19 protein-coding genes are annotated in these 25,861 nt (G+C 55.0%); 12 read left to right on the plus strand and 7 right to left on the minus strand.

From position 1 onward, the window contains the following. The gene (locus ACR0M3_RS11830; protein ID WP_480910887.1) at positions 1 to 792 is read right to left on the minus strand and encodes an inositol monophosphatase family protein; all 792 of its coding nucleotides are present in this window, start codon (positions 790 to 792) and stop codon (positions 1 to 3) included. Positions 793 to 885: 93 nt separating this feature from the next. After that, positions 886 to 2,934, minus strand: coding sequence for a dockerin type I domain-containing protein (locus ACR0M3_RS11835; RefSeq protein WP_480910890.1), 2,049 nt, complete (start codon positions 2,932 to 2,934; stop codon positions 886 to 888). A gap of 228 nt (positions 2,935 to 3,162) precedes the next feature. Here ACR0M3_RS11835 and ACR0M3_RS11840 point away from each other — a divergent pair, with 228 nt between their 5' ends. From ACR0M3_RS11840 to ACR0M3_RS11860, 5 genes are read left to right on the plus strand one after another with little or no spacing between them, the layout of a single operon-like run. Then, on the plus strand, positions 3,163 to 6,993 hold the full coding sequence (locus tag ACR0M3_RS11840) for a beta strand repeat-containing protein (protein ID WP_480910893.1): 3,831 nt from the start codon (positions 3,163 to 3,165) through the stop codon (positions 6,991 to 6,993). Positions 6,994 to 7,039: 46 nt separating this feature from the next. Next, positions 7,040 to 7,867, plus strand: a complete 828-nt coding sequence (locus tag ACR0M3_RS11845; protein ID WP_480910896.1) for a SapC family protein — start codon at positions 7,040 to 7,042, stop codon at positions 7,865 to 7,867. Position 7,868: 1 nt separating this feature from the next. Continuing rightward, complete coding sequence (locus ACR0M3_RS11850) at positions 7,869 to 9,212, plus strand: TolC family protein (protein ID WP_480910899.1); 1,344 nt, start codon at positions 7,869 to 7,871, stop codon at positions 9,210 to 9,212. Beyond that, on the plus strand, positions 9,209 to 11,356 hold the full coding sequence (locus ACR0M3_RS11855; protein WP_480910902.1) for a type I secretion system permease/ATPase: 2,148 nt from the start codon (positions 9,209 to 9,211) through the stop codon (positions 11,354 to 11,356). Before ACR0M3_RS11850 ends, ACR0M3_RS11855 begins: the two co-directional genes overlap by 4 nt. Before the next feature lie 22 nt (positions 11,357 to 11,378). Then, the gene (locus tag ACR0M3_RS11860; RefSeq protein ID WP_480911055.1) at positions 11,379 to 12,650 is read left to right on the plus strand and encodes an HlyD family type I secretion periplasmic adaptor subunit; all 1,272 of its coding nucleotides are present in this window, start codon (positions 11,379 to 11,381) and stop codon (positions 12,648 to 12,650) included. A 115-nt stretch (positions 12,651 to 12,765) separates the two neighbouring features. On the opposite strand, the gene ACR0M3_RS11865 is transcribed toward ACR0M3_RS11860, so the two are convergent. The 3 genes from ACR0M3_RS11865 to ACR0M3_RS11875 form a co-directional block, all read right to left on the minus strand. Then, complete coding sequence (locus ACR0M3_RS11865; protein ID WP_480483716.1) at positions 12,766 to 13,467, minus strand: response regulator transcription factor; 702 nt, start codon at positions 13,465 to 13,467, stop codon at positions 12,766 to 12,768. After that, on the minus strand, positions 13,467 to 15,362 hold the full coding sequence (locus ACR0M3_RS11870; protein WP_480911058.1) for a PAS-domain containing protein: 1,896 nt from the start codon (positions 15,360 to 15,362) through the stop codon (positions 13,467 to 13,469). Before ACR0M3_RS11870 ends, ACR0M3_RS11865 begins: the two co-directional genes overlap by 1 nt. Before the next feature lie 201 nt (positions 15,363 to 15,563). Continuing rightward, the gene (locus tag ACR0M3_RS11875; RefSeq protein WP_480773678.1) at positions 15,564 to 17,102 is read right to left on the minus strand and encodes an alkaline phosphatase family protein; all 1,539 of its coding nucleotides are present in this window, start codon (positions 17,100 to 17,102) and stop codon (positions 15,564 to 15,566) included. A gap of 257 nt (positions 17,103 to 17,359) precedes the next feature. Here ACR0M3_RS11875 and ACR0M3_RS11880 point away from each other — a divergent pair, with 257 nt between their 5' ends. The 4 genes from ACR0M3_RS11880 to ACR0M3_RS11895 are packed head-to-tail and all read left to right on the plus strand — an operon-like array spanning position 17,360 to position 21,276. Next, entirely contained in the window at positions 17,360 to 18,484 is a 1,125-nt protein-coding gene (locus ACR0M3_RS11880) for an ABC transporter permease (RefSeq protein WP_480483714.1), read from the plus strand. A 1-nt stretch (position 18,485) separates the two neighbouring features. Further along, entirely contained in the window at positions 18,486 to 19,301 is an 816-nt protein-coding gene (locus ACR0M3_RS11885) for an ABC transporter ATP-binding protein (RefSeq protein WP_480483713.1), read from the plus strand. Positions 19,302 to 19,306: 5 nt separating this feature from the next. Then, positions 19,307 to 20,623: an MlaD family protein gene (locus ACR0M3_RS11890; protein WP_480910904.1), complete on the plus strand. Its 1,317-nt coding sequence runs from the start codon at positions 19,307 to 19,309 to the stop codon at positions 20,621 to 20,623. Further along, positions 20,620 to 21,276: an ABC-type transport auxiliary lipoprotein family protein gene (locus ACR0M3_RS11895; protein ID WP_480483711.1), complete on the plus strand. Its 657-nt coding sequence runs from the start codon at positions 20,620 to 20,622 to the stop codon at positions 21,274 to 21,276. Before ACR0M3_RS11890 ends, ACR0M3_RS11895 begins: the two co-directional genes overlap by 4 nt. Before the next feature lie 85 nt (positions 21,277 to 21,361). On the opposite strand, the gene ACR0M3_RS11900 is transcribed toward ACR0M3_RS11895, so the two are convergent. Continuing rightward, entirely contained in the window at positions 21,362 to 22,942 is a 1,581-nt protein-coding gene (locus tag ACR0M3_RS11900) for an FMN-binding glutamate synthase family protein (protein ID WP_480487475.1), read from the minus strand. Between the two features lie 251 nt (positions 22,943 to 23,193). Here ACR0M3_RS11900 and ACR0M3_RS11905 point away from each other — a divergent pair, with 251 nt between their 5' ends. Both ACR0M3_RS11905 and crcB read left to right on the plus strand, forming a co-directional pair. Then, a complete protein-coding gene (locus tag ACR0M3_RS11905; protein ID WP_480483709.1) occupies positions 23,194 to 23,562 on the plus strand; it encodes a fluoride efflux transporter FluC in 369 nt (122 codons plus the stop codon). Next, a complete protein-coding gene (crcB, locus tag ACR0M3_RS11910) occupies positions 23,559 to 23,921 on the plus strand; it encodes a fluoride efflux transporter CrcB (protein ID WP_480483708.1) in 363 nt (120 codons plus the stop codon). The genes ACR0M3_RS11905 and crcB overlap by 4 nt, the downstream gene beginning before the upstream one ends. 200 nt (positions 23,922 to 24,121) lie before the next feature. Here crcB and ACR0M3_RS11915 read toward each other — a convergent pair whose 3' ends face one another. After that, the gene (locus ACR0M3_RS11915; protein ID WP_480483707.1) at positions 24,122 to 24,739 is read right to left on the minus strand and encodes a TetR/AcrR family transcriptional regulator; all 618 of its coding nucleotides are present in this window, start codon (positions 24,737 to 24,739) and stop codon (positions 24,122 to 24,124) included. A gap of 145 nt (positions 24,740 to 24,884) precedes the next feature. Here ACR0M3_RS11915 and ACR0M3_RS11920 point away from each other — a divergent pair, with 145 nt between their 5' ends. Next, positions 24,885 to 25,814 carry an AEC family transporter gene (locus tag ACR0M3_RS11920; RefSeq protein WP_480910907.1) on the plus strand — a complete coding sequence of 310 codons (930 nt, stop codon included), beginning with the start codon at positions 24,885 to 24,887 and terminating at the stop codon, positions 25,812 to 25,814. Positions 25,815 to 25,861 lie beyond the last annotated feature (47 nt).

Here is a 25,861-nt window from a genome sequence, read left to right on the forward strand (position 1 = left end):
TTAAGCCCCCCAAGCGTTCTCTGCGATTTCCAACAAACTTTCAAATACATCTGGTGTACCGACGATCACGCGCCCACCGTCGCGGATCATCGCGTCGGCGTCTTGATCTTCGACAACACCGCCCGCTTCTGCAACCAACAATTGCCCAGCCAGACAATCCCAGGCGTTCATGTGTTCTTCCACATAACCCAGAAGTCGCCCGGCTGCGACATAGGCCAATGACAATGCACCGCTGGCGTTTCTGTGAAACATGGAACCGCGCTCGATAAGTTCTGCAACCACCGGCACGACGTGGCGAGTTTCGATCCGGTTCGAATACCCCACAGAAACCGTCCCATCCCGAAGAGCAACCCCAGAGGCCACGTGTATCGGTGAACCGTTCAGTGTCGCGCCCTCTCCGCGTGTTGCCACAAAGGTTTCATCCATACTCGGATCCCGGATCACACCCACCGCAGTGTGCCCTTCGGTGACACCGGCCAGAACAATCGTCCATACGGGTATGCCATTGACGAAATTCGTAGTTCCATCAATTGGATCAATCACCCAGTCAAAACCGCTCTCGCCTGTGGCAGCGCCGTGTTCTTCGCCAAATATCCCATCCTGCGGCCAAGCATCCATGATCTTTTGGCGAATGAAGGCTTCGACGTTTTTGTCCGCGTCGCTCACCCAGTCCTGAGCACCTTTTTGATCGATAACCAGATTACTCCTGTCCAAGAAGTATTTCTCGGCTATCACCCCAGCTTCTTCACAGACCGCGATGGCAAAATCTCTGCGTTCCGAAAGACGATTCATGGCCTGTCCTTTTGTGTTTGTGTATCTAAGGCCAACATTGCGGTCCAAGCGGAAGGCTTGCAATGACTGAGTTGCAGCACCGTTCAATTCAATTCATGCCGCCTCGAGGTTGCCGAGCAAAATGGACGTCATATCGGCGGTTATCACCCCGTCTATGGCTACAACATCCATTCCAGTCTGATAATCAACGTTGCTTTTTGTAACTCCCGACAAATCCGCATCTGAATCCAAAAAGACCCATTGAGGTTCATGCGCAGTGGTTTTCCCAACAGCCACCTGCAAAATCGCCAGTGCATCCAGGGCATTGATGGTTCCATCTTGATTGATATCCGCTGCGATTAGGTTTTCCGCATCGGCGGGCCCCCATGTCGGATCGAGGCCAACCGAAATGCGTAACACTTGCAAAGCATCCATCGCGTCGATCTCTTTGCTCGCCGTTGAATAATGTTTGACGATGTCCAGTCTTCCGGGGAACGTGCCATCCGGAAGGTCCAAGTCAAATTGCCCCTGATCGTCAGCCGTGACAGATACCGTGCCACCGCCGACCGGTGTGAACTTGATCTCTGCATCCGACAATCCGGGGTTAGCAGATTGGCTGTCCACTGTGATTGGCCCAAGCACGCCATCCGAACTGTCCGGCGTCAAACCGCCGAAATCACCGAATTCAACCGGAATGTGATCGGGGCCTTCAAACCCGGCCCCGAAAATATCGGTACTGGTCAGCGTTCCGCCCGAAGCGGACTGAACCTGCACCACCTCGCCCCGATACTCTATCCGCGCCCCTTGGGTGGTGCTGGTGAATGTCAGTTGCTGAGGGGACCGCAACAGCAAATAGTCGAACATGTCCAGACGGTCCACACCCGGTTGAAAATCCGTGATCGTGGTCAGACCGCTGCCCGACTGCATCACGAAAATGTCGGCCCCTGCCCCACCTGACATGGTCGTAGCACCTGTTCCTGCTATCAGTATGTCATCGCCATCGCCACCCATCAGGGTGGTATCCAGAATACTGCCGCTCAGCATGTCGTCTAAGGCCGTCCCCGATACTGTTCCAAACCCTTTGTCCACGACCCCAAGATCATCGACAGGAACCGAAATGACAGTGACTCCAGCGTCTTGTTGCGACGTAACTAGAATCTGCAACTCATTGCCGACGTGAGCAAGGCTCAGCGATTCGACATTCTGCAATCCACTACTCAAAGTGTCGGCGAAACTGTCCAGATAGACCAACTGGCCTTCCGGTGTCAGCGTGAACAATGTAAGCCCATCGTCGCCGCCACCCGCCACGACGAATACGCGCCCGTTGATGTTCACGACCTCAAGGTCTTGCACGGATTCAAAGCGGGTCGTGTGCGAATCCAGAATATGGTCTGTGGCGCTCAGGCTGCCGTCAGCTTTCAATTGAAGCACACTGAGCGAGTTGCTGCCTGCGCCCGCCACGATCACCCAGGGCTTGCCATAGGCATCGATCGTTTCGACGGCTGTCGGAGTCGAGATTCCAAGGGTTCCCATGGCTGAACTGTTGTCAATCTCGGTCAACTGACCGGAAATGCTGTCGATCCGATAAGTTGAGACTGTATTGCTGGCCGCATCACTTGAGATCAGGAAATGGTCTGTTCCTGCGCGCAGCGTCTGCATCGCGTCTCCAGAGCCAGCAACAAGACCAGCAAGGCTCAGCGTTCCATCTGGATTAACAAGATATGTCCCGATTTGACCCGTTTCTTCATGAGCCATTGCCAGAACATCCATGGGTCCGATCGACACTTGAACAATCGCCGAGACATCTCCTCCTCCTGCCAGAGATCCGGTTTCCGTAAGGCTGTCCAGGGTGCCATCCACGTTCAGGTCATATCCGACCAACCCGACCGCCATATTCACATCCAGTACAAGTTGTTCGGATCCCGCCAGCGTTATCGGTGTGCCACTGCGACCAACGTGAAACGTGATTGTGCCGCTGTAATATTCCGTGTCGACCAGTTGCGGTAACGCGCCCTCGACCAGCCTCCAGACCGCGACGCCGCCGCCCGGTCCGGTGACGGTATAAAGATAGGTGGTTCCGTTAAACGTTTTTAAAGCCGTATCGCCGATACCTGAATCGAGCGCCGCGCTCCCCGTTGCCACCACACCTTCGAATTGAAGCATCACAGCCACACCTCCATCGCCACCCCTGGCCTTGATCAAAAGATGACCTGATGCACGGACCGAAACAAAAGCGGAATTGTGGTGAAAACGAGAAGTTCGGTTTCAGATTAACTCAATTTTTCACTTTCGATCGCAACAGTAACCAGTGGGAAAGACAGATGAGCCAGCCGTTATCAGCGCGACCTGTCTTCCATTTCGGTGATCGCGGAAACCACATGTGAGGGTAAGATGACCAAAGCACCAGAGTTCAACAACCGTCCGGCGGCTGAACCTTCGGAAACGGACCGCAAGCAACACATTCGCCAGTGGATCGATGGAAAACTTGGCCGCTGGGCAGGGCGCGGCGCGGCCGGCGGGTTGATTTCAACTTTGATGGCCTTGCCCGCGTTATCACAAGCCACAATCGAAGAACTGTATGCTTTTCAGTTCGCGGAAACCATTCCAGGCGTTCGCTCGGTCAAGTTGATGAAGAATGGCGATGTTCTTCTAAAAATGGCCGATGGCCGGACAATGATCGTGGCAGCTGAAAACGTCCAGATCCTGGACAGCGGTGCAATCATGATCGCTGAGAACGCGGTTCAGGAGATTGCCCAGTTCAGCGCTGTGGAAGCAGGTGTTTCCGCGGGTGCGTCCGCAGGCGGCATCAGTGGTGCCGGCGCGGCGTTGGGCGGATTGGGCCTGGCAGGGGCGGCTGCGGCCGCAGGAGGTGGCGGCGGTGACGGTGAAGACAGCCCCGTCGTATCCGAACCCACCCCGACTTACACAAGCCTCAACCTCGCCGAGCTGCAATCCACTGCGCTGAACAACGTTAGCACCAACGCCATCGCTCCCGAAGGGACTGCGACCATCGAAGTCACAATAGGGTCACTGGTGAAAACCGTGACACCCAACCCCGATGGCAGCTGGAGCATCTCTCTGACAGCAGCCGAAGCCAGCGGGCTTCCACAGGGTGTGTCGACGGTGACCATCAGGAACCTGGATGGGTCGGGGGCCGAGCTGTCGACACAATCCGTTCAGTTTGACATCGATACTGTCCCGCCAAGCCTGTCGATCACCGGGTTTTCTGACGGGCCGGTACTCAACCTGGGAGAGCAGGCCACCGATCTGACGGTCACCGGTGTAACTGATGCTGAAGACGGGCAAATCGTAACGGTTTCACTGAACGGGCAAAGCTATTCCGGTACGGTTTCCGGAGGACAGTGGAGCGTAACCGTCCCGGCGGCTGACCTTAGCGCCTTGCCTGACGGCGCAATCGTAAATGTCACCGCAGACGTGACTGACGCGGCTGGAAACCCGGCCGCACAGGCCAGCGGAAGCTTTGATACGGATTTCACCGCGCCAAGTGTTTCTCTGGATCCTGTTGCGGGTGGATCAATTGACCTGATTGATGTGGCTGGTGACTTAACCTTAACGGGTTCCACCACGGCCGAGGACGGGCAAACCATCATCGTCACGTTCGACGGGCAGGTGTACACCGGCACTGCGACAGGCGGAAACTGGACTGTCACGATCCCCAATTCTGACCTCAGCGGTCTGTCCACCGGAACACCTGCTGCAATTGTTGTGGCGGTCGAGGATATCGCAGGCAACCCGGCCGTGCCGATTCTAGTTACTGTACCAGTAGACCTGACCGGCCCCTCAATTTCGATATCTCCGCTTTCCGTCGGCGCAGTTCTCAACGCCGCTGAAGCCGCGGCAAGCTTGGCTATAAGCGGCACAACCGCCAATGTCGAAGATGGCCAGCAAGTCACCGTCACACTGGATGGTCAAACATATACCTCGACAGTGACGGGCGGAACATGGACTGTAACTGTCCCAGCCGGTGATCTCGCATCTTTGGCCAACGGAGGCAGCTTTCAGATCACCGCAGATGTCAGCGACGCAAACGGGCTGGCAGCCCCTCAGGCTGATGTGACACTTTCGAAAGACGTCACAGGACCGACCCTCAGCATCGACACGTTCTCGACCGGCGCATTCATGAATGCTGCCGAACAAGCGGTGGACCTGACAATATCGGGCGCAACGTCGGCCGAAGATGGCCAAGTCGTGACCGTCACTTTGAACGGTCAATTTTACACTGCTACAGCCACCGGAGGGTCTTGGAGCACAGTTGTCCCCGCTGCCGACCTTGCGGCCCTCTCTGATGCTGCCACCGTGGCGGTAACGGCGGATGTCTCCGACGCCGCAGGAAATCCGGCGTCACAGGCCAGCAACAGTTTCACGACCGATTTCACACCCCCTACCCTGGGAATAACCAGTATTTCTGACGGCACTGTCATGAACGCTGCTGAGCAAGGTACCGACCTGATTGTCTCGGGAACCTCTGACGCTCAGGATGGAACGGTCATTACTGTGGAGATCGCGCGCGCAGACGGAACTGTAGATGTAAGCGGTACAGCAACGGTAACCGGTGGTGTCTGGACCTATACCGCAACAGTTGCCGAACTTTCAGGCCTCCAGGACGCAAGTACTTATAATGTCACGGCTTCTGTTTCAGACACTGCTGGGAATGGCAACCAAATCTCGACGAGTTTCACAACCGATTTTACAGCGCCAGCAATCACGATCGACAGTTTGCCGGTTGGCTCCGTATTGGATGTAATGGAACAAGCTACAGACCTGACAATTTCAGGCACGACAACCTCGGAAGATGGCCAAATAGTCTCTGTCACGTTTGGCGGGCAAACCTATACAGGTGTTGCATCGGGTGGAACCTGGGCGATAACTGTGCCAGCCAGCGACCTGGGTGCGCTTTCCGATGGAACAAACTACACCATCACCGCAACAGTTGACGATATCGCTGGCAACAGTGCAGTAGCGGCAAGCAGTTCGGTAACAACGGACTTTCGGCCAGTTCTGATGCTGGACGATGTCGGCGTGAACAACGCGGTGGCCCTTGCTGATGCCAAGGCGTCAGGCATTACTGTCAGCGGTTCCTCTGCCGGGCTTTCAAACGGCCAGATTGTAGATGTTTTGCTGAACGGCAGTTCCATCGGCAGCGCGACAGTAACCGCGGACGGATCCTGGACACTGGCTGTTGCGTCGTCAGATTTCGCCGCCATAGAAGCTGGGGATGCCCTGACTATATCAGCCCAGGCAACCGTTGCAGGGGGACCAGATCCCTTACCTGTATCGGATCAGGCGGTTGCTCATGAGCCAGCTGCCTACGTGGTCTCAGAGGTCGGGCGCAGTGGATCAACCGTTACATTTGCCATTTATGCTGATGCTAATCGTGACATCTCTGGTGGCTTGGCTTTTACAGCGGAGCTTGAGTTTGACTCATCTGTCGCCACTTTCGACATCGGATCAGACACGGAACACAGCGCGTTCGATTTGTTCCTGGCAAACCCAGGCACAGGTGACATCATCAACTTCGCTGGGGCGGCGACTGTTTTTTCCGGTTTGTCTCAGCCTCTTGTCACTTTCACGATGACAGTACAGGACGCTGCTCAACCCATTGAGTTAACGATCAAAACACCTGAAGGTGGCCCTGTTGCAGTTCAGTTTGGCACCAACGGCAATGACATCCTAACCGCGGCAAACACGGATACAATCATTCGTGGCGGTGGTGGCGATGACAGCATTGACATCACCGAAGCCGGGCGGGATGTCGTTGTCTTTGAAGCCGACCCGAACAACAATGGCGTAGACAGCATAACCGGTTTCACAATTGGGCCCGCAGCAGATGTAACCGACGCTCTGATGTTCAGCGGACTGAATGTCGCTACGCTCCGAGGTGATGGCACGGGTTTTGAGCTTCTTACCGTCGGTGACACATTGGGCACAGACACTGGATTTGTAGGCCTCGATACCGTTCTTGCAGACCTCAATGCCGTTACACTCGAAACGGCTGTAGAGAGCCTTGCCGGAGCAATTGCAGGTGACGCGCTCTATGTGATGGCAACGGACGGAACGGACAGTGTCCTGATCAAAGTTGATTTCGTGACACCTGGCGATGCCAACGTCGAGACCCTCGCCACTTTCCATGGACTCGCCGATCTCAGCGGCTTGACAGCCGACAACATCATACACACCGACCCAACCGGTGCGACGGCCTGAGCCAGCTCAGGAACAAATTGGCGTTCATCAGAAACACGAGGCAGTTATGGCACAGAATGGCTTAACCCCGGTCACACGAGTACGACATGGTCACCGGTTCTGGAAACGTTACACGTCGTTCGAATTCGCGCGCGATATGGTCGACTGCCCGGTGGCTGAGGCAGAGATCCTACAGGCAGCGGCCAATTTTCCGATCGCGTTCCGGAAATCCAAACGGGGATTTTACCCCGTGGCAATCTTATCGATGACACAAGACAAACCGACGCCATACGTGTCAGCAAAAGGGGAATGGCGCGCAAGCTATGTTCCCTCGGCACTACGGTGTGTGCCCTTTGAATCCCGACCACCTGAGCTTCAGGACAAAACCGGAGAGGGGGAGTTTGACTTGCTTGTCAACGAAAGCCTGGAGCTGGTTACCGACAACCCTGACGATGAGCCATTCTTTGACCGAACCGGAGCGCTGGGGCCGGAACTGAAAAAAGTCCAAGCGTTCTTTCGCACTCTTACAGCATCACTGGAGAACACATATCAGTTGTGCCGTACGATAGGCGGTATGGGGCTTTTTTCCCCACTCGCCTGCGCACACATGGACGAATGTCTCGGCGGTTACTTCGGCGTCGATCTGGCTGTTTTGCGGCAAGTTCCTTCAGCGCATCTGTCATTGCTCGCCATGAACGGAGGCCTGCGCCTCATACATGCCCACCAAGTTTCCTTGAGCCATTTTTCGTGGCTAACGACAGCGCAATTGCGTGCCGAACAATTGGCTAAAAGGTCGTCGCCAAGCGTACGAGCTGATGCTTCAGGTTTTCTAGAAGCGCTGGCTGCTGCCCAACAAAACGAAAGCCTACTGGACCATCGGTGGCAGGAGGGTTAGTATGCCATTTAATAAGTATTCTCCGCATCTTGCCACGCTCAGTCTGCTTCTGGTTTCGGTTTCCGCCTGCACGCGTCCACCCGATTTGACGCCTGTGACGATGTCCTTCGCAGCCCAAACAGCCGGTGCTGGGGCAACTAAACCATCAAAAACACTCAGTCACAGCGCCTTCGGGCAGCGGGTAAAAAAGGCGGTTGAGAACAGCCCAAACCTGGCGCAAGTCAAATCCAGAATGGGCATCGCGAAGGCCAAACAAGACGCGGCTGAAGGCGCTTTTCTCCCGGAGATTTCGCTGGGGCTAAACGCGCGATCTGAAAGGATTGCATCAGATATTGCGGATGTATCGCCGTATCTGAGGGTCTCACAATTGGTCTATGACGGCGGGGCGGCTTCAGGGGATCTGACCGCTGCGCGGGCACGTGTCTTGGAAAGCAGAGGCGATCAAATTCAAACGGCCTCATCCACTGCGCTCGCAGCTATCGAGACCTATGTACTTGTCCTCGATCAACGAAAGATTCAAAGCATCGCAGCACAGAATGTTTTGACCCATGAAGAGCTTGTTCGCCAGATAACCGACCGAACAGAAAACGGCGTCGGTTCAAGTGCCGACGTCCTGGCAGCCCGGTCACGCATGTCCGATGCACGCACAAAACTGGCTGATGCGTATGCGCGCACAGACCGTGCCGAAGCGCGGTTCCGCGAAGTATTTGGGGATGAACCTGGCACTCTTTCTGCACCAGTTCCGGCACCTGGGCTGGAAAGAAGTGACATGCAGATCATAATGAACAGTCCTCAGGTTCGGCGGTCCGATGCAAGCCTTCTGGCCGCCAAGGCGGAATGGTCCGCAGCGCAAGCGCGCCGCAGCCCTGATGTCAGGGTCGCCGCATTCGCAAACCAGGATAACAATCGTGACGCGAATTTTGGAGTGGATCTTTCTTTCAATTACGAGTTGGACAGCACCGGCCAACGCCGCGCCGCAATAGCAGCGGCGGAATCGTTGGTCAAAGAGACAGAGTTTGCGCGCGAGCAGCTTATCCGAGAAATTACGCGAGAATTGGGTTTTATCCGTTCGGATCAAAAAGCGGGTGCCGATCGGTTACGCGAAGCCCGAATTGCCGTAGAGGCTAACGCGGAAAGTGTCGCTGCATCCCGTGAACAATTTTCAATCGGCCGCCGTAGCCTCATTGAAATTCTGGATGCTCAGCGCGACTACGTAAATGCTCAGGAACGTTTGATCCTTGCGGAACAGAGCTACTTTCTAACCAATTATGCAGCCCTAAGCCTGACCGGAGACATACTCGACCTGCTTGGGGTTTCATTGGGCGACTGGGGCACTACACAATGAACGCATCCCACCCTGCCACCGATGCCTCGTTACTTACACCGTTTGAAGCCTGTCTGTTGAATATCTCGTCGGCACTTGAACGGCCATTGAGTCTCGCGGTGCTGCACGCGGCGCAAACTGGCGCAGATGGGGATTTGACAGTACGGGACATTCTCGCCCTCGCGCCAAAGGCGGGCATGCAGGCGGGATATGGGGCAATGCGCCTTTCCGACTTGGATGACAATCTGACACCCACCCTGTTGCTGTTGGCAGAGGGTAAAGCCGTTGTCTTTCACGGACGAACGCAAGCTGGCGCCTTTTTGGTCTTCGACCCAGAGCTTGGCGAAGGTATCGGTGAAGTTTCCGAAGACATGCTGGCAGCCTGTCATACCGGTTACGCAATCCTGTTCCGTCGCCATCACGACGGCGAAACATTGGACGGGCCCGGTTCACATGGCGGCCACTGGTTCTGGAACGCCCTGTCCGCCAGCCGGTGGTCATACGTTCAAGTCGCACTCGCTGCGGCGCTGGCAAACCTCCTTGGTTTGTCTACGTCCGTTTTCATCATGGTGGTCTATGACCGGGTATTGCCCAACGAAGCAACAGAGTCTCTGATCGCTTTGACCCTGGGTGTGGCGTTGGCACTGTGTTTTGACTTTGCCCTCAAGTTGCTGCGGGCGGGATTTATCGACAAGGCTGGGCAGAAAGCCGACTTGTTGATGGGCCGGCGCATTTTCGACCAGTTGCTGAACATCCAGATGAAATCGCGCACTGGGTCTACCGGTGCCATGACCAGCACCATTCGCGAGTTTGAAACTCTGCGAGAATTCTTTACATCCGCGACGCTGGTGGCCGTTGTTGACCTGCCTTTCATCGGGTTGTTCATCCTGGTGATCTATCTGGTTGGGGGACAACTGGCTTTGATCCCTGCACTGGCCGTACCGGTGGTGCTCCTGACAGGTTTGGCGGTGCAGCCAGTTTTATCAAGGATGGCGGAACGAAGCTTGTCCGATGGACAGTCCAAGCAATCAGTTCTGGTTGAGGCTGTCTCGGGACTTGAAACCATTAAAACAACGGCAGCAGGCAGAAAAATGCGCGCACGATGGGAACAGGCCATCGAACAGCAGTCAGCGCATGGTGCACGAAGCCGAACTGTCACGCAATTTGCCCTGAACCTGACCGGATTCACCCAACAGGCCGCACAAGTGCTTGTCGTATTTCTTGGTGTTTTTCTGATTACAAACGGGCAAGCCAGCATGGGTGCGCTGGTGGCTTCGGTAATGTTGACTGGTCGGGCGTTGGCCCCTCTGGGTCAACTGGCGCAGACTTTGACCCGCGTAAATCAGGCCAGGTGCGCCTATCGCAACCTCAATGCGCTAATGCATGCAGAAAGCGAACGCCCGGAAGGGCGCACATGGCTGACCCGATCTGATTTCAAAGGGGCAATTGCCTTCAATAACGTGCATTTCTCGTATTCTGACCAAAGCGAAGATACCCTGCATGGTGTCTCATTCACAATCAAGCCTGGCGAGAAAGTCGCAATTCTCGGTCAAATCGGGTGCGGGAAAAGCACGATTGCGCGCCTGCTATTGGGGCTTTACACGCCGCGAGTGGGCTCGGTCATGATTGATGGATTAGACATACGTCAGATCGACCCGGGTGACTTGCGACGCAATATCGGATCCGTTCTGCAGGATGTCTGGCTTTTTTCGGGGTCTGTCAGGGACAATATCGCAAGTGGCGCAGTCCGGCCCAGAGATTGCGACATCGTCGAAGCCGGCCGTATTGCCGGTGTCGAAGAATTCGTGAACAGCCATCCTTCGGGCTATGACCTTCAACTCGCTGAACGCGGTGAGGGGCTTTCCGGTGGGCAACGGCAGGCAATCGCCCTGGCACGGGCACTTGTCGGGCGACCTCCGGTTTTACTTTTTGATGAGCCAACCAGTGCGATGGACGTCAAAACCGAAGCCCAACTGGTTCAACGCCTGAGTGCGTCAACCTCCGGGTCAACCTTGGTCATTGTAACGCACAGAACCAGTCTGCTGGAGCTTGTGGACAGGGTTATCGTTCTGGAAAACGGAAAAATCGCTGTTGATGGACCCAAGAGCCTGCTGACGCAGCACATGCGCCAGAAAGGGAGGCACCTGAATGTCGCAGCATCCTGATCTGGCGAAGTTGGCGCGCGAAATGCAGGGGCGGTCCCCCGTTCGTGGTTCATTGCTCTTGCTGTTGATCCTGTCGTGTATTGTCTCGGCCGGGTTGTGGGCGCATTTGACCGAATTGGATGACGTAACGAGGGTCGATGGGCGGATCGTGCCTTCGGGAGACATACAGGTGATCGACGCCGCCGAGCCTGGCGTGCTGCGGTCGCTTCATGTGCGCGAAGGCCAGTTGGTCGACAAAGGGGCATTGTTGATGGAATTGGACGCCACACAAATCGACAGCCAACTTAGCCAGGAACAACAGCGCGCTTTCGGGCTGCAAGCCCGTGCACAACGACTGCAGGCAGAAATAGATGGTACGCAATTGAATTTCGGTGCTCAGCTGATCGAAGGTGCGCCCAGTGTCGTGCGTTCGGAAACTGCTCTGTATCAGGGTCGGCAAGCAGAGCTGGCGGCAGAAATCGCCATCTTAGAACGACAACGTGAGCAAAAGCAGCGAGAACACGAAGAAGGTCTCGTGGATCAGGTAACAGCAGACGAAACCTTAAAAGTGCTTGGTGAAGAGCGTGCGATCATAGCTCCGCTTGTTGAGCGGCAAATGGAACCGGCAACGACATTGCTGGCGTTACGGCGCAGCGAAGCCGAGTGGCGCGGCCGCAAAGTCCGTGCCGAAGCCGTGACCAGCAGGTTGCAAACCGGTTTAAATGAAATAGATGATCGGATTCAAGCTGCTCACAGCCGATTTCGAAGTGCAGCGCTTACTGAATTGGCCATTGCAACTGCGGAACTGGCGGCCTTGCAACCCGCCTTGCCTGCCCTACGCGACCGCGCTGCACGAGCGCAGGTTCGCTCTCCGGTTCGCGGGATCGTCAACCGCATCCACCGAACCACCATTGGAGGTTTGGCGCGGAGCGGCGAAGATCTTGTCGAGATTGTTCCCCTGGACGACACACTTTTGGTCGAAGCTTACGTAAAGCCCGAAGATATTGCATTCTTGCGTGCTGGACAGCCCGTAAAGGTAAAGATCACGGCTTATGATTTTGCGCGATACGGGGCGCTGGATGGTGAAATCGTACGGATTGGCGCCGATACCGTCACACGATCAGAGCGGAACGATGAAGAGGTGTTCGTTGTGGAAATCCGCACGAGCAACACCATGCTCGATGGAAATGGTGTCGCAGTGGGAATCATACCCGGCATGATCGCAGAGGTTGACATTTTGTCAGGTCGAAAATCCGTATTGGAGTATCTACTGGAACCTGTCGTGAAGATAAAAGATCAAGCTTTGCGTGAGTGAGCGCAAAGACCAAAATATTCGTTCTTGCGACGCTTACTGTGTTTTCTATCTACACTGCCTGACGCAGAGGGGATCGAAAGAAATTCAGGTTCACACTCTGGCCAACAGAGCGTCGCTATTTCCAGTCGACATCCCCTAAAAAAATATACCCAGCACCGTAAATCGTTTTGATCAGGCGCGGATTCTTCGGGTCTTCACCAAGTTTCGTACGCAACCTGGAGATTCTGACATCCATAGCACGATCAAAGCTGTCGCCCGCTGCACCGCCCAAGGATTCCTGCATCTGCCCCCTGCTGATCAGCCGCTTGGGGCTTTCCAGAAACAAACGCAGAACCTCGCCTTCTGCATGGCTGAAAGGTGTTTCAGCCCCTGACCCGTCTTCCAGAACATACCGATCAAAATGCGCAATCCAGCCGTTGAATTCCGCCCTGTCCGATTGTGATGTCCGACCGCGCGGCGCGCGCAACCTGGCCCGTACCCGGGCTACGACCTCGGTAGGGTCAAACGGCTTGGTAATATAGTCATCTGCGCCAAGCTCCAGTCCTGTCACACGGTCCTGAACCTGCGCCCGGCCAGAAATTATGATCACTGCTGCACCCTGTTCTAGCGCCAAGCGATGAACAAGCGCCAGCCCATCGGTATCTGGTAAGGAAAGGTCCACAAGGCAGACATCAGGGGTTACTCGATTAAGGGATGCTTCAAACTCTCTGGCACGCGAAAAACTCTGCGTTCTGAAACCGGCATCCTCCAGCGCATCCGTCAGAATGCGCCGAATTTCGGGTTCGTCGTCGAGAATGGTCACCATTGGTTGCGACATCAGGCGGCCTCGGCTTGGATGAGAGCGGACAATTGGGCCTGTGAGAACGGTTTACGCAAAACAGGTGCCAAAGCAAGGGCCCGTTGATGCAGCGGATCTGAATTTGGCAGAGATGTCATAAGGATAAGCGGCAACCCCGGTTTCAACTGTTCAAGGATATCCAAGCCTGTACCGTGTCCTTCCAAACGGATATCGGACAAGACCAGCGAAATGTCCTTCACACTTGATATCAAGGCCAGTGCTTCATCAACTGAATTTGCTTCAATGACAGTAAAGCCCAAATCCACCAGCATGTCCCGAAACTGCCCGCGCAGGTCTTCGCTGTCTTCAACCAACAGTACCAATCCGTCCTGCGCCGGAGGAGCGGGCCGAAAAGGCAAACGCATGACAACTGAGGCCCCAGATGGCGTATTTCTTAGATTCAGATCGCCACCAGCAAGCTTGACCGTATCATAAACCATCGGCAGCCCCAGACCCGAACCGTCGCTCCCTTTTGTTGTGAAAAACGGGTTCAGCGCCTTTTCAAGCGCCTCGGGTGAAAACCCCGGCCCAGTGTCGTAAACCGTGACTTCGATCCAGATCTCACCAATGGCATGTGCACTGATTGTGATCTGGCCCGTGCTCCCGCAGGCATCCCTGGCATTCAGAACCAAATTCAAAAGCGCATCCTGAACCATACCCGGATCAAGCATCAATGTCTGTTTTGGCAAGGTGTTTACGACGGACAGGCCCACACCGCGAGGCAGCGAGGGCGTCGCCAGGATCCTCAGGTCTTCCAACAATCCCCCGATGTCAGTGGCCTGCGGTTGCGGCGTTCGGTTTCCAGTCATGTCGGCGATCCGGTTCAACAGCTGCCCGCCCCGGCGCGCCGTTTGTTGAGTTGCGGCCACAAGTTCCTGCGCGCCATCCGGCAAATCCATCTTGTCGAGGCGGGACTGCATCCCAAGGATGATAGTGAGCAGATTGGAGAAGTCATGGGCAAGCCCGCTGGTCATCTGGGCTGCCATCGCCCGGCGGCGGGTTTGTTGTAATGCAACGCGTGCCTGTGTCTCTTCGGTGATGTCCACCGACATCACGTACACACCCCCTGCCCCATCTGGCGTAAACGAAACCCGAATACGGCGGGAATCCTGATCTTCTGTGAACTCGAAAACCGACGGCTCTCCGCTATAGGCCTTAAGCAAATGGGCCTGAACCCGTTCAAAGGCGGCCGCACCCAGCGCTTCAGAAATGTGAAGCCCCAGAATATCGGACGGACGCCCGGGCATGACGGCGCTCAGGCGGCGGTTCGAGTAATCGTAACGGCCGTCGCTGTCCAAATGTGCGATATGAGCCGGCATCATCTCGGTCACCATACGAGTACGCGCTTCGATTTCGGTCAGTTCCCGCTTGGCCTCTTCCAGCGCCGCGATCGTGGCCGCAAGTTTGCGGTTGGTTGCGGACAGTTCTTCCGCGTGGCTCAGCAACTGTTCCGACAGTTCCTCTGACCGCGCCCGCAACAGGTTTTCCGCCCGCCGCGTGCCGGTGATATCCGTGTAGACCGCGACCCACCCGCCTTGGGGCAGCGGCGCGCCTTCAATTGAAACAACCTGCCCATTGGGGCGTACACGCTCCATGTAGTGGGGCTCAAACGCCAAGGCTTGCTGGACACGTAAATTGACCATTTCCTCGACACTTTCATCGTCGCCATACTCACCGCGGCTGGCAAGAAAGTGGATCGTGTCGCGAAACAGAGCGCCCCTTTGAACCAGCTCATCCGGCAAACCGAACATTTCCTGGAAGCGGCGATTGCTGAGCACCAGTTGCAACTTGTTGTCATAAATGGAAAGCGCCTGACCGATCAGGTTCAGCCCAGCGGTCGTCATCGCCTTGATACGCTTTTCCGTTATGTCCAACTTCGTTTTCTCCACGGCTCATGCCTAGCATCAGAAATCATGCACGGGTAGTGGAATTGAGGGGAGGCGTTTCGGACTCTGCCTTCGTTCAAGTGCTTTTGCCAATCCGCGAATGCGCAAAGAGAAATACGTCGACACACCTGCCCGTGACCGAGTGCCCGGTATAGTTAGAACAGATGAACGTTGACAAAAAACCGCGTTCTAAGATGTGTATCTGGGGCGGGATTTTGCACCCTCAGATGTGATCGAATGCAAGGACAATGTGTGGTCCATATTTCTCATCCGGTGGCGCAACATCTGTCGGCTTAACCGTGCGAGGTCCGTTGCAAAATCTGGATTCTCCGCGACGTTCTCGAATTCGCCCTTACCTTGGTGGTCGAACAGGATCGGGGGCAGGTCGGCAGCGAACTCGACCAGTGTGAACCGTTCATCCCGCAATATTCCCAAACACGAGTCGCTGTTACCGGTCCCCAAGTCTTGCTGCCACAGCGTCGGGTTTTCAGGTTCTGAAAAATCAAGTTCACTGAAAGAATAGTCGCGCCAATCGTCTGGGATATTACCGCGCAACAATGGCAGCAAGGACCGACCATCCATAGCGTTCGGAGCAGCCTGTCCAATCCAGTCCAGTATGGTCGGAGTGACATCCACGGACTCGGTTGGAACGGTGATCTTGCTTCCCGCTACAGCTTCGTTCCCGGGCAAACGGATCATCAGCGGTGTGTGATACGCTGCGTCGTAGACCGTCATTTTGCCCCAGCTGTGTCGATCCCCCAGCATTTCACCATGATCGGCGGTGATAACCAGCAATGTATCGTCGTATTGCCCGCTGTCCTTCAGGTACTGGACAACACGACCGATGTGGTGATCAACCTCGGTCGCCAGGCCCAGATATATAGCACGCAAGGTGCGAATGTTTTCGTCCGTAGGTTCAACGTCATCGAAACCATGAACAAACTTTTTCGCGCTAAAGGTATCCAGCTTTGGTCCGAAGAACGGGTGCAGTGCTTTTTCTGCTGCTGCGCTCGGCAAGCAGTGCGGCAGAGGGATATCCGCCGGGTCATACATGTCATTGTACGGGGCCGGTGCGACCAAGGGCGGATGCGGGCGGATATAGGTCAAATGGGCGAACCAACCGTTTCCACGATGCGGCGCGATCCCATCAAGAAAGGCATCTGTCAGAAAAGCTGTATCGCTGTCTTCCGCCCGATACAGCGCGGGATCATTCAGCCGCGGGTGTCCACCGTCGGGCGAAACGGGCTTGTAGACATCCCAGTACTTTTCGAACTGGTACCCCTTTTTCATCAGATGCGCTTGCCAAGGATATGATTCTTCAAGGCGCATTTCGACAACTTCAACAAACCCAGTCATCGACTGTTCGTAAGACTTGAGGTCAGGGTCATTGGGATCATGGACGCGCGGGTCGGCGGAGGTATCTGTGTACCCAAACAACATTGGCAAGTAACCAGCTTTGCGCATCTCCGTGGCGATGTTTGGGGTATCGTGCCGTAACGGCGTTCCGTTTCTTACCGACCGATGATTCATCGCATATTGACCGGTCAGAATCGATGCGCGCGAGGGACCACAGGGATTGGTGACCGAAAAATGGCGGGTAAAGGTCACGGCCTCATCCATAAAAGCCCGCAAATTCGGAAGGTTCACATGGTCTGCCAAGGCCCCGGACAGGCAATCCGCTCTAAGTTGGTCGATGATGACAAACAAGACGTTCTTGGTCTGATGCATACCGACTTCTCCGATTCCGCGCCGTAACAAACAACGCGGAATGTGTATTGCTTCCCGCCATAGCGCAACCGATTTGTCGGTCAGGCAAAGGCGTGCTATCCCGACAAAGTTGTTGTGCGACAACCTCTGGCATGCACCTGTTCAGCATAGCTCCAATGCGACGGTCGGCGTGACGTCAAGGCCATCCAGCGCGGCAAAAAGAAGTCCAATGGCACAAAGCCATTGCGGTCACTGAATGTTTCACTTCACATGACCTCATGACGCAGCCTTCGATAATCTCAGAACACGATTCCAGCGGTACTCGTGTACGCATATCCGGAGAGCTGCTCACGCAATCGCTGCAAACCGTTGAACAAGGTTTTGCCTCTGTCCGCCCAACCGGAGACAGGCTTGTTCTCGATCTGTCCGAGGTCGAAGCCCTGGATACCGGCGGTGCCTGGCTGATCGCGGACCTTGGCAAACGCTTCACGTCACAAGGTGCAACACTTGAATTTCAAGGTGTGAAACCGGCACATGCCACTCTGATAGATACTGTAACCCGCAGCATACCCGACGAACCCGGTGAACTTGATAAACCGCGAAGTCTGTTGGATTTGATCGCACAGATGGGTCACATCACCGTAGGTGCCTGGCGGGATACGCTTTCCATCCTCGAATTTCTGGGTCTGACACTGCATCGGCTGTTTCGTACCATTGTCATGCCATGGCGACTTCGCAAGGCAGCGCTGGTCACACACATGGAAGAGACCGGGTTCAAGGCACTGCCAATCGTGGCCCTTATGGGGTTTCTGATCGGTGTCGTACTAGCATTTCAGGGCGCGACCCAACTGAAGCAATTTGGAGCTGAGATATTCGTGGTCGAGCTGATCTCGATCTCGGTTCTGCGTGAATTGGGCATATTGCTGACGGCTATAATCGTTGCCGGGCGCTCGGGTTCTGCATTCACTGCGTCAATCGGCTCGATGAAAGTGCAGGAAGAAATCGACGCAATGCGAACGCTGGGTCTGGACCCGATCGAAGTTCTGGTCATTCCGCGCGTTTTGGCCTTGTTGATCATGCTACCCATATTGGGTTTTGTCGCCGATATGGCAGGCCTGTTTGGCGGTGCCTTGATGAGCTGGATCGACCTGGGTGTAAGCCCCGGAATGTTTCTTACCCGTTTGAAGGAAAACACCGACGTCTGGCAATTGGCAGTCGGTCTTATCAAAGCTCCGTTCTTTGCGCTCGTCATCGGCGTTATCGCCTGCTGGCAGGCAATGCAGGTCAAGGGGTCCGCCCAAAGTGTCGGTCAACGTACGACAGCATCAGTTGTTCAATCCATTTTCATGGTGATCGCAATCGACGCTTTGTTTTCGATCTTCTTCTCAGAGATCGGGATATGACATGACCGGGGATACACCACAGCCATCAGCTGCCGCGACTAAAGGTCGTGAGGCTGTCATTCGTGTACGCGGGCTCCGAACTCAGTTCGGTACCCAGGTGGTACACGAAAACCTGAATCTTGATGTCTGGAAGGGAGAAGTTCTGGGAATCGTTGGCGGGTCGGGCACCGGTAAATCCGTATTACTCAGAACTATCGTAGGGCTGAACAAACCCGCCGCCGGAGAAATCGAGGTGCTGGGCGTCGATGTTCTGAATGGTCCGGAAGATGATCGTCGCAGAATCGAACGCCACTGGGGCGTTGCTTTTCAGGACGGGGCACTGTTTTCGTCGCTGACCGTGCTCCAAAATGTGATGGCTCCTTTGCGGGAACACACAGGTCTCAGCGAAAAACTGATGGAGTCTCTGGGTGCATTGAAGATCAGCCTCGTGGGTCTGCCGCAGCTGAGTTGCGGCAAGTTTCCGTCAGAACTGTCGGGTGGCATGCGCAAACGCGCCGCGCTAGCACGAGCGCTTGCCCTTGACCCCGAGATCGTTTTTCTGGACGAACCGACCGCAGGATTGGACCCGATTGGCGCAGCCGCGTATGATGAGCTGATCGGCGAGTTGCAGCAGGCACTTGGGTTGACTGTTTTCATGGTCACCCATGATCTGGACAGTCTATACGCGATCTGCGACCGCGTTGCAGTGCTTGCAGAAAAGCGTGTGCTGGTTGAAGGTCCGATTGAGGATATGACCAAGGTCGACCATCCTTGGGTACAGGAATACTTCACAGGCCCCCGCGCCCGCGCGGCGCAACAGAAGGGGCAAAACAGGTAAAGGCAATGGAAACCCGGGCGAACTATATTCTGATCGGCGCGTTTACCCTTGCGGGGTTGTTGGGCGCATTCGGCTTTTTCCTGTGGCTCGCCAAGTTTGAGATCACGCGCCAATACGCTTATTACGATGTACTATTTGACAATGTCGCAGGTCTGTCGGCAGCCGGCGGCGTGAACTTCAACGGCCTGCCGGTCGGGCAGGTCGTTTCCTTGCAACTGGATGAAAATGATCCGTCAAAGGTTCGGGTGCGGATCGAAGTGGACGCAGACATTCCGATAACCAATGAGACAATCGCGCAGCTTCAGTCACTTGGCGTGACCGGTGTTGGCTATGTTGAACTGACCGGCGGATCGGCTAACGCTGAACGATTGCCACAAAAGAGTGTTATCAAGAGCAAACGCAGCACAATTCAATCCCTGTTCGAAGGCGCGCCAAAAGTTCTGGATGAAGCCGTAACGCTTTTGGAAAACCTAAACAAAGTCGTCGATGATAAAAACCGGGAAGCTGTGAGCGGTATTCTGGACAATCTTGCTTCGGCTACGGGTAAACTGGACAAGACACTGACAAGTTTTGAATCCGTCGCAAATGACATCGGCAGCGCTGCGCAGGATATTGGCGCGTTTTCAAAGCGGCTGGACCCGCTGATCGAAACTGCGCAAACAACGCTCAAGACCGGCGCGGAAACATTGGAAGCCGTCAAAACGGCATCCGGGTCCGCCAAGACGGCGCTGGACGAAGCAAAAACAACCCTTCAGACGGCGGACCGCATTTTGCAGCAGGACGTGAAGCCTTTCATCGAGCGAGGCTCGCAACTGGCTGAACGATTGACCGTTTTGTCTGATGAAGGCAGCTTTACCCTTGGAATTGTGAACGAAACCGTGATGAACGCCAATTCGACGCTTGGTTCGATTTCTACGACGATGGAGTCCGCCAAGGGGGCGCTGGCTTCGGCAGAATCCGCTTTTGACTCTGCAAATCGGGTCATGGAGGAAGACGTGGCACCTGTTGCGGAAGATGTCCGGAAGGCGGCCAATCAGGTGACTGAAACCGTCGCGGGCATAACGGAAAAGATCGACCAGATCTCGGACGACGTCCTGAGCGCGTCAAATTCCGCGTCCGAATTGCTGGGAACCATCGACGGCATTGTTCAGAGCAACCGCCGACAAGTGTCAGACTTCCTGCGGGTCGGGTTGCCTCAGTTTGTTCGTTTCATCGAAGAATCCCAGCGTCTTGTTATCAGTCTGGATCGCCTCGTAGACAAAGTTGAACGCGATCCGGCACGTTTCCTTCTGGGCACCCAAGCATCGGAGTTCCGTCAATGATCAAGCCTGCACTTGCAATGTTGATGGTCGCGTTGTTTGGCGGCTGCGCTGGTCTGGGCACGTTGCAACAAGCGGCGAAACCGAATGATTTGTATCTGCTGACCCCAAAAAGCACGTTTTCCTCGGCGCTGCCCAGGATTGAAAAGCAGATCGTCGTTCAGGAACCCACGGCAACTGCCGCTGTAAACACGGACCAGATTGCCATTCAGCCCACCTCGTTGCAGGTTCAATATTTGCCCCGCGCCCGCTGGGTGGATCGCGCGCCCTTGATCGTTCAAACCTTGTTGGTTGAAAGCTTTGAGAACTCGGGCAAAGTCGCAGCTGTTGGACGCTCAACCGTTGGCCTGCGGGCCGATTATGTAATAGCCCCGGACCTTCGAGAGTTTCAGGGGGTCGTGATCGAAAATACCGAGAACGGAGCCAATATTCGCGTCGAAGTTCGCATTAACATCAAGGTGATCGACGAATACGAAGATAAAATCGTTGCATCCAGCTCGTTCCAGGAAAACGTCGTGGCGGCAAGCGATCAGACGCCGGATCTGATCAACGCGTTTGACCTGGCCTTGGGGCGCGCGATGAGAGATTCTGTTGAATGGAGCATTCGCAAGATCAATACCCACGTGGCAAACAACCCGCGATCCATTCCCAGATAACGAAAGTTGCATAAGACGGCGGAAAAAGCGGGCAATTACGGCCGCGCTTTCACATGACCAATCATCGCGCTACCCAATGTGGTTTTCAGAATTGTGCGGCCGAAGCTCGGTTCCAATCATCTGCAAATTCTTCGGGAATGTCGTCCTTTAACAAGGCACCGTCCTCCAGATAAATATAAAGCTCGGCATAGGTACGCTCATGCTCGTCCGCAGTTCGGCGCAGGATATCACGGGGATGTAACTCGGACGCTTTTTCCTTGCCCATCGCGCCCAAAAGCTCGCGGAAACTTTCCAGTGTGGCATCGTGATAGCGATGAACACGGCGGCGTTTCTGCGGCACGTTCACAGCGCGCCCGCGGATGGGATCTTGTGTAGCCACCCCTGACGGACAACGGTTTGTGTTGCAATGCAATGCCTGGATGCAACCCACCGCAAACATCATCGCGCGCGCCGAGTTGCACATGTCGGCACCAAGCGCCAACTTCTCGACCATGTCATAACCGGTCGCCACTTTTCCGGAACAGATGATCCGGATCTTGTCACGCACTCCGACACCACGCAAACAGTTGCTGACAAAGATCAAGGCTTCGTTCAGGGGCATACCCAACCGGTTGGTAAATTCCACCGGGGCTGCGCCCGTGCCCCCTTCGGCCCCGTCAATTGTGATGAAATCCGGCAAGATACCCGTTTCAAGCATTGCTTTACAGATCGCCATGAATTCGGACGGCCTGCCGATGCACAGCTTGAACCCGACAGGTTTGCCGCCTGACATTTCTCGCAGGTGCTGGACAAAATGCATCAAACCTGTGGGCCCATCGAAGGCACTGTGGGTGGGCGGAGAAATCACATCCTGATGTTCGGGCACTCCCCGTATCTCGGCAATCTCGGCATCGACTTTGGCTGCAGGCAGAACACCGCCATGGGCGGGCTTTGCACCTTGTGACAGCTTGATCTCAATAGCCTTGACCACGTCCCTTCCTGCCTTTTCGGCAAACTTGTCCTTGTCAAATCCACCAGCAGGGGTCCGGCACCCGAAGTAACCCGTCCCGATCTGCCAGATGATGTCCCCGCCTTCGGCCAGATGATGCGGTGACAGCCCACCCTCTCCGGTGTTATGCGCGAACCCCCCATCCTTGGCTCCTCCGTTCAGCGCGCGGATGGCATTGGCGCTGAGCGCGCCAAAGCTCATGGCAGACACATTAAGGCGTGAGGCGCTGTAGGGTTGCGTACATTGCGGACCCCCCAGCACTATGCGTTCTTCACTTTTGTCTACATGTTTGGGGGCTAGTGAGTGGTTGGCGCGATGATACCCGGTTTCGGTAATGTCGTATTGCGTGCCGAACGCCTGTGTGTCCACCTGCCCCTTGGCCCGAGAATAAACCAGCCCTCGGACAATCCTGTTGAAAGGCCGTCCGCTTTCGTTGGTTTCCACAAAATATTGGCGAATTTCCGGGCTTACAAATTCCAGCATGTACCGGAAATGCCCAAGAACCGGGTAATTGTTCAGGACGTTATGCCTGGTCGTCAGAACATCATAAAGACCGATGATCGCGTACGGCACCAAAATGATCAGAAGCCAAAGCGCATGAGACCAGAAGAACCCAAGGATCAGAACCACCGGCAGACAGACACAGCTCAGAAAAAAGAAAATTCTGCGTACAATCATGTTCCATACTCCTTGTGTTATTATCGGGCTGATGAGCCATGCTGTCAGAACTCAACGTGAAACAGATTGAAATTTTATTTCAAGTGCCCGCGGAAAAATGTCTGCTGAGGGACGCAAACGTGAAATCATGTTACGAACCTCCCAACTGTTGAACCCGGTGCAACCGGCGGATAAATCACGCTTAACGGACGACAAAGGGCCGATCCTTGGCAAACACACAATCCCACCTCTGGCGTGACCGAAAAAGCGTGATGTTTCTGTCCGTCTTCGCAGGCGGTGCGCTTGGGTCGTTGTTGCGTGAGGCGTTTGCACTAGAGATCCCAGGCCTAAGCTTTCTCACCTCGACTTTTGGCATCAACGTAGTCGCCTGTTTTGTTCTGGGCTCGCTATATTCCGTGCGCCATAAGGTGCACGCGCATGTTCTGCATCTTGGCGCCGTCGGGTTTTGCGGTGGATTGTCGACCTTTTCGTCTTTTGTTGCAGATCTTGAACGAATAGCCGACGGCGGCCTATGGGTAACGTCCCTGGCAATCGGGCTGGAAGTTTCATTTGGCCTTGCTGCCGCGCTGTTTGGTGAAAGACTTGGACGGCATTTTCATTCCGAAAAGACGCCGTCATGAGCGAAGTGTATCTTCATTCCATGTTCGCGTTGGGCGGAGGTCTGGGGGCTGTGATGCGCCATTGGCTGGCGCTGAAGATTCGGCACGACTTGCCACTAGCAACCTTGCTCGTAAATGTGTTGGGTAGCTTGCTGCTGGGGATCTGGGTTGGGTTTTTAGGAGGTCCAGTAGACATTCCAGAGGACCAAAAACGCCTTGTTTTCGGGTTTTGCGGTGGTTTTACAACATTCTCCAGCTTTGCCTACCAATCGCTCGAACTTCACCGCGAGCGCACATTGCTTTTGGCAGCAGGCAATATTCTGATCAGCCTTGCTCTGTGCTGGTTTTCTTTCTGGCTTGGCCTGTTGCTAACGAGCTAAAGTGCATCAAGCTGGGCAACAAGTTTGAACGCTGACCTGCTTTTCTTTCCGGCCAATGTTGGGTCCCAAGCCACGCCAATAGTTCGACAAATAAAGAGTTTGAAAAGACTTATCGCAGTAAGCTGAACTGCATCGAGTGTTCTGGTGTGTGAGCAATGGCCTGTGTCCCTGATCCGGATATGGGCCATTTCTTTCTTGGATCAGACCCCATACCGGGCAAGAAACATGTCCACGGCTTGTGTCGCTACTTCAGCGATTTCTTCTTTGCTGAATGAATTCTGAATTCCAAATGCAGCCCGGGTCCAGATCCGTACTTTGCAAAGCTCGGAAAACTGCTCAGCCGCTATTTGGACATTTTCAACTGCTAACTCACCTTTAGCCACGGCTTTTTCAAGGTATTCTGCCATTTGACGCTGGCCGTTTTGCGGCCCCGCTTCGTAAAATGCGCGGCCAAGTTCCGGAAACCGGTCTCGTTCGGCAACACAAATGCGGAAAACCTGCTGCGCGAAATCTGAAACCAGAAACGCCGTCAACTGTGTGGCCGCGATCATCAAAACTTCTCGTGCGGGTTTGGTCTCGTCGATCATCGCGACGACCCGTTCGGCCATAAGACAGCATTCCGTTTGTGCAACTTCCATGAACAAAAGGCGCTTGTCCGGAAAATAGCTGTACAAGGTTGCTTTTGACACTCCAGCCGCGCGGGCAATGTCATCCACGCTTGCGCCCTCGAATCCGTCCGCCATGAAAACCTCTCGGGCCCCGCGCAAAACCTGATCAAACTTTCGGCCTGTGCGCAGGATGGTGGCGGTCTGGGTCATGTCATCTCCTCGATCAATACCTGTCACAGTTTATAAACCGTTCGGTTCAGGTACAAGGATTCTCGTATCCCCCTTAACTCTGACCTCGCCCAATTTGGGGTGTTGAGCTCTTGCGACGGTTCTAAACCGTGCTAGGACTTGGCCCATGGCCGATATCTTTTTGCGTACACTGCCCTTTTTTGCAATCATCGGCCTTGGCTTTTGGGCTGGGCGCACACGGTTCTTTACGGCCGAAGCAACCGCATATCTGACCAAGTTCGTCTTCTTCTTCGCGCTGTCGGCAATGTTGTTTCGATTTGCAGCGACCCTGCCCTTTGCAGAGATTTTCAACGCAAGACTGATCTTCGGTTATCTCGTAGGAACCGCTGCTGTTTATGGCATAGCAACTTGCATAGCGTGGATACGCGGCCTTGACGTGCCTACTTCGGCGGTTGAGGCACAATGCGCTGCTATTGGGAACGTTGGCTTTCTTGGCCTGCCAATGCTCGCGCTGCTGTTCACCGAAGCCGCTATTGGCCCGGTCATGCTGGTCCTGACCGTAGATTTGGTTGTATTCTCGTCTCTGATCGTGATCCTGATCAACGGTGGGCGTGGCGGAAGGCTGACGCCAGCCACTTTCAAACTGATTGGAATGGGTCTGCTCAAGAACCCGATGATTGTCTCGATCTCTGCCGGGCTCGTCTGGTCATCCCTGCAAATCCCGGTTCCCGATCCGCTGAAAAACTTTCTGACCATCCTCGGTGGTGCCGCAACCCCCGGAGCGCTTTTTGCAATCGGTGCGTCCCTTGCTGGCAAATCCGCGGAAAGATTTCAGATCGCAGCCTGGTTGAGTTTCTGCAAACTAGTGCTCCACCCGCTTTTCGTAGCAATCGCCCTGATCTGGCTGATCCCGATCGAAACATTCCCGGCAAGCGTTGCAATTGCAGCAGCAGCTCTGCCCGTAGCAGGAAATGTCTATATGCTGGCCGCGCATTACGGCATTGCCCCACAGCGCGCCTCGGCTGCTATTTTACTGTCGACGCTCGTCAGCATTGTCACCATACCACTTGTTATTGCGGCTCTAGGTACCCCCTGACCTTCACCCTTTCAAAAATACTCACTCCAAAGGCACTCGGACTTTAC

This window comes from Ruegeria sp. O5 (assembly GCF_056535105.1).

Excerpts from the sequence above, each read along its gene's own strand:
- ACR0M3_RS11830 (WP_480910887.1), bottom strand. The coding sequence starts at position 792 with ATGAATCGTCTTTCGGAACGCAGAGATTTTGCCATCGCGGTCTGTGAA.
- ACR0M3_RS11835 (WP_480910890.1), bottom strand. The coding sequence starts at position 2,934 with ATGCTTCAATTCGAAGGTGTGGTGGCAACGGGGAGCGCGGCGCTCGAT.
- ACR0M3_RS11840 (WP_480910893.1), top strand. The coding sequence starts at position 3,163 with ATGACCAAAGCACCAGAGTTCAACAACCGTCCGGCGGCTGAACCTTCG.
- ACR0M3_RS11845 (WP_480910896.1), top strand. The coding sequence starts at position 7,040 with ATGGCACAGAATGGCTTAACCCCGGTCACACGAGTACGACATGGTCAC.
- ACR0M3_RS11850 (WP_480910899.1), top strand. The coding sequence starts at position 7,869 with ATGCCATTTAATAAGTATTCTCCGCATCTTGCCACGCTCAGTCTGCTT.
- ACR0M3_RS11855 (WP_480910902.1), top strand. The coding sequence starts at position 9,209 with ATGAACGCATCCCACCCTGCCACCGATGCCTCGTTACTTACACCGTTT.
- ACR0M3_RS11860 (WP_480911055.1), top strand. The coding sequence starts at position 11,379 with ATGCAGGGGCGGTCCCCCGTTCGTGGTTCATTGCTCTTGCTGTTGATC.
- ACR0M3_RS11865 (WP_480483716.1), bottom strand. The coding sequence starts at position 13,467 with ATGTCGCAACCAATGGTGACCATTCTCGACGACGAACCCGAAATTCGG.
- ACR0M3_RS11875 (WP_480773678.1), bottom strand. The coding sequence starts at position 17,102 with ATGCATCAGACCAAGAACGTCTTGTTTGTCATCATCGACCAACTTAGA.
- ACR0M3_RS11880 (WP_480483714.1), top strand. The coding sequence starts at position 17,360 with ATGACGCAGCCTTCGATAATCTCAGAACACGATTCCAGCGGTACTCGT.
- ACR0M3_RS11885 (WP_480483713.1), top strand. The coding sequence starts at position 18,486 with ATGACCGGGGATACACCACAGCCATCAGCTGCCGCGACTAAAGGTCGT.
- ACR0M3_RS11890 (WP_480910904.1), top strand. The coding sequence starts at position 19,307 with ATGGAAACCCGGGCGAACTATATTCTGATCGGCGCGTTTACCCTTGCG.
- ACR0M3_RS11895 (WP_480483711.1), top strand. The coding sequence starts at position 20,620 with ATGATCAAGCCTGCACTTGCAATGTTGATGGTCGCGTTGTTTGGCGGC.
- ACR0M3_RS11900 (WP_480487475.1), bottom strand. The coding sequence starts at position 22,942 with ATGATTGTACGCAGAATTTTCTTTTTTCTGAGCTGTGTCTGTCTGCCG.
- ACR0M3_RS11905 (WP_480483709.1), top strand. The coding sequence starts at position 23,194 with ATGTTTCTGTCCGTCTTCGCAGGCGGTGCGCTTGGGTCGTTGTTGCGT.
- crcB (WP_480483708.1), top strand. The coding sequence starts at position 23,559 with ATGAGCGAAGTGTATCTTCATTCCATGTTCGCGTTGGGCGGAGGTCTG.
- ACR0M3_RS11915 (WP_480483707.1), bottom strand. The coding sequence starts at position 24,739 with ATGACCCAGACCGCCACCATCCTGCGCACAGGCCGAAAGTTTGATCAG.
- ACR0M3_RS11920 (WP_480910907.1), top strand. The coding sequence starts at position 24,885 with ATGGCCGATATCTTTTTGCGTACACTGCCCTTTTTTGCAATCATCGGC.